The organism is Dactylosporangium sp. NPDC051484 (assembly GCF_040689395.1).
Lineage (GTDB): Bacteria > Actinomycetota > Actinomycetes > Mycobacteriales > Micromonosporaceae > Dactylosporangium.
In genome coordinates this window covers 1-4154 of record NZ_JBFAZX010000014.1, presented here as the reverse complement: position 1 = coordinate 4154, position 4154 = coordinate 1, and the positions used below count along the sequence as shown (strand labels likewise).

Annotated in this window: 2 protein-coding genes; both read left to right on the top strand. The window is 68.4% G+C overall.

Annotation, left to right across the window (positions count from 1 at the left end):
• The first annotated feature begins 340 nt into the window (after positions 1–340).
• Complete coding sequence (locus tag AB0367_RS22765; RefSeq protein WP_366228386.1) at positions 341–3073, top strand: cation-transporting P-type ATPase; 2733 nt, start codon at positions 341–343, stop codon at positions 3071–3073.
• Between the two features lie 26 nt (positions 3074–3099).
• Positions 3100–3999, top strand: coding sequence for a PPK2 family polyphosphate kinase (locus AB0367_RS22760; protein WP_366228385.1), 900 nt, complete (start codon positions 3100–3102; stop codon positions 3997–3999).
• The last annotated feature ends 155 nt before the right edge of the window (positions 4000–4154 follow it).

Genomic DNA, 4154 nt, shown 5'->3' with positions numbered 1-4154 from the left:
CACCGCGCTGGGCGCCACCGGCCGCTACGTCCGCATCTACGGCACCACCCGCGCCACGGCGTACGGCTACTCGCTGTACGAGTTCGAGGTCTACGCCTGACGATCGTGTGCGGGGGACCCCGGTGGTCCCCCGCACATTCCTCTGCCGCGGGTGGGGTCTTCCCACCCGCGGCTTTGTGATGCGGAGGCAGGCCTGGGTGGACCGCCGAGCGCACCACCGCGTTGACCGGGATCGTCGCGTCCGGAGGCTGGCGCAGCACGAACAAAGGCGTGCGTCAACCGCCGGCGAGTGGGTAGTCCGCACCCACCCATGCGTCGGATTCCAGGAGGCGACCAGCTCATGGCCACCTTGTCGACAAAGGACCCCGAGACCCCGCCCTTCCATGCGCTGTCGGTCGACGACGCACTCGCCGCGGAGCACGTCGAAGCGTTGACCGGCCTGTCAGCCGCCGAGGCGTCGTCCCGGCGTGCCAGGTCCGGCCCGAACCGGTTGGTCGAGTCGCGCAAGGAGCCGTGGTGGCGGGCGTTCCTGCGGCAGTACGCGGACCCGATGCAGATCGTCCTGCTGTGTGCCGGGATCGGCAGCCTGTACCCGCTCAAGCAGTTCGGCACGGGCATCCTGTTGCTGGTGTTGACACTGTTCAACGCGGTGCTCGGGCTGCGTCAGGAGGGCAAGGCCGCGGCCGCCGTCAGCGCGCTGCAGAAAATGATGATCGTCAAGGCGCGCGTGCGCCGCGACGGGCAGCTGACGGAGCTTGCGGCCGAGGATCTCGTACCGGGTGACGTCGTGCAGGTCGAGGCCGGCGATCTGGTCCCGGCCGACGGGCGGCTGGTCAGGACCGCCAGTCTCGAGGTCGACGAGTCGGCGCTGACCGGCGAGAGTGTCCCGGTCGCCAAGGACGCCGACACGGTCGCCGGAGCCGACGCGGTGCTCGGCGACCGGGTCGACATGGTGTACATGAACACCACCGTCACCCGCGGCACCGCTGAGCTCGTGGTCACCGCCACCGGGATGGCGACCGAGGTCGGGCACATCTCCGGCATGCTGCAGGCCGAGCAGGGCGCCGAGACGCCGCTGACCCGGCAGCTGTCGCGGCTGACCAACCAGATCCTCGTCGTCGCCGGTGCCGCGCTGCTGCTGTCGATCGCGCTGAACCTGGCCCGCGGCAACGCGTTCAACGTGGTGTTCCTCGCCGCGATCGCCTTCGCGGTCTCGGCCATCCCCACCGGCCTGCCGGCGGTCGTGACGACGATCCTGTCGCTGGGCACCCAGTTGCTCGCCCGGGCGAACGCGATCGTCAAGCGACTGCGGTCGACCGAGACGCTCGGATCGACCTCGGCCGTCAACTCGGACAAGACCGGGACGTTGACGCTGAACCAGATGACCGCTGTCGAGCTGGCCATCCCGGGCCGGCGATACGTGGTCACGGGCAGCGGATACCACACCGACGGCGACATCCGGCACGCCGCGGGCCAGCCGGACGTGCCGCTGGAGCCGTTTCTGCTGCCGATGGCGCTGGCCGGCGACGCCGTGGTGAACGACGGCCAGCTGATCGGCGATCCCACCGAGGGTGCGCTGGTCGTGCTCGCCGAGAAGGGCCGGCTCGACGTGGCCTCGACGCGGCAGCGTTACCCGCGCGTCGCGGAGGTGCCGTTCGACGCCGCGTACAAGCTGATGGCGACATTTCACCGGATGACCGACGAGTCGGGCAACGACGTCGTGCGCTGCTTCGTCAAGGGTGCCCCGGACCAGCTGCTCGCCCGCGCGGCGTCGGTGATCACGCCCGACACGGCACCCACCCAGCTGGACGACGACCTCCGCGCACGCTACATGGCCGAGAACGAGCGGCTCGCCGAGCAGGGACTGCGGGTCATGGCCACGGCCCGCAAGGACTTCGACCCGGCAACATTCGACCCGCAGGCGGACCTGCTCGGCAGACTCACAGGGCTGACCCTCCTCGCCCTCGTCGGCATCGTCGACCCGCCGCGGCCGCAGGCGAAGGCCGCGATCGCCACGGCGAAGGCGGCCGGGATACGAGTCCGCATGATCACCGGGGATCACGCCGTCACCGCGGCGGCCATCTCACAACAGCTCGGCATCGACGGCCGGGCCATCAGCGGGGCCGAGTTCGCCGCGATGAGCGACGAGCAACTGACCCGCGAGATCGACGACATCGGGGTCATCGCCCGGGTGACACCCGAGCACAAGGTACGCCTCGTGGAGATCCTGCAACGCAAGAGGCACATCGTCGCGATGACCGGCGACGGCGTCAACGACGCGCCCGCCCTCAAACGCGCCGACATCGGCATCGCGATGGGCATCACCGGCACGGAGGTCTCGAAAGAGGCCGCCGCCATGATTCTCACCGACGACGACTTCGCGACCATCGTCAAGGCCGTGGAGATCGGCCGGGCACTGTACGACAATCTCAAGCGGTACATCTTCTTCCAGATGGGCGCCCTCATCGGCTTCATCGCCACGTTCCTCGGCGCCAGCATCCTCAACATCGCCACCGGCGTGCCGTTCCTGCCGCTGCAGACACTCTGGGTCAACTTCACCACCCAGGCGTTCCAGGCCATCGGCCTCGGCTACGGCAAACCGGAGCCGGACATCATGCGGCGACCGCCCCGCCGCGCCGATGAACCGCTGCTGTCCACCCGCACCCTGCTCTGGCTCGCCGTCGTCGGCCTGGTGCTCGGCGTGGTCACCCTGGCCGTGATCGCCTGGTCCGAGCGGGCGTACGGGACCGGCGTGGCCCGCACCATGGGGCTGACGACGTTCTCGATCCTCAACCTGGCGCTGTCGTTCACCGTCCGCAGCGACGTGCGTTCGATGTTCAGCCTGGACACCTTCGAAGACCACCGGTTCCTCGTCACCAGCGGCATGTCGGTCATCGCGATCATTCTCGCCACCGAACTCGGCCTGCTGCAGCGCGTCCTGCACACCGTGAGCCTCAACCTGACGCAGTGGCTCGTGTGCCTGGTTGCCGGCGTGTCGGTGATCGTGGTGACCGAGCTGCGCAAGATGGTGCTGCGTCACCGTGCCGCGACGACCGGGGCTCTGGCCCAGTGACGAACGCAAGAGCGGAGCACACCGCCATGACCGACCAGGCAGCGAAGCGGATCGCCGAGCTGATCGCACCGTTGCGGGTCCCGCCCGCGACGAAGGTCCGGTTGCCGGGCCGCTACGAACCGGGGTACACAGCGCGGATGGCCAGCAAACGCGACGGCGCCGAACTGCTCCAGCGGGGGGTCAGCCTGCTGACCGAGTACCAGGCGAGGCTGGCCGCCCAGGATCGGCACGGCCTGCTTGTGGTGCTCCAGGGACCGGACGCGGCCGGCAAGGACGGCACGATCCGTCACGTCATGAGCGGCGTCAACCCACAGGGTGTCCACGTGCACAGCTTCAAGGTGCCGTCGGCAGAGGAACTCGACCACGACTACATGTGGCGCTTCGCGCAACGGCTGCCCGGCCGCGGCGAGATCGCCATCTTCAACCGCTCGCACTACGAGGAGGTCCTTGTCGTCCGGGTGCATCCCGAGCATCTGGAGCACGAAAAACTGCCGGCGGAGGCCAAGTCCGGCAATGTGTGGAAACGCCGGTACCGCGCCATCAACGGCTGGGAGCATCACCTGTCCGACAACGGTTTCCGCATCGTGAAGCTGTTCCTCAACCTGTCGAAGGAGGAACAGCGCAAGCGCCTGCTGCAAAGGATCGACCGGCCCGAGAAGAACTGGAAGTTCTCCGCCGCGGACCTGCGCGAACGGCAGAGCTGGGACGCCTACCAGACGGCGTACTCCGACATGCTGTCGAACACGAGCACGAGCTGGGCCCCCTGGTACGTCATTCCGGCCGACCACAAGTGGTTCGCCCGGCTCGCCGCGGCAGCGGTGATCGCCAACGCGCTCATCGAGATCAACCCGCAGTTCCCCACGGTCGATCGGCCGGCGCGTCATGCGTTGCTCCGCGCCAAGGCGGAGCTGGAAGCTCGTGGCTGACGTACGACCGTCACTCCTTGCGGGCGAGGCGGCTCAGCGACGAAGTGATCACCGTTGCAGCTAGTGTCGCGTGATCCTGGTTGTGTTATGTCGGGTTGTCGTTGATCCTGGTGTGATGCTGACCGATGCCCAGACCGCGGAGTTGCGGGCGGTGA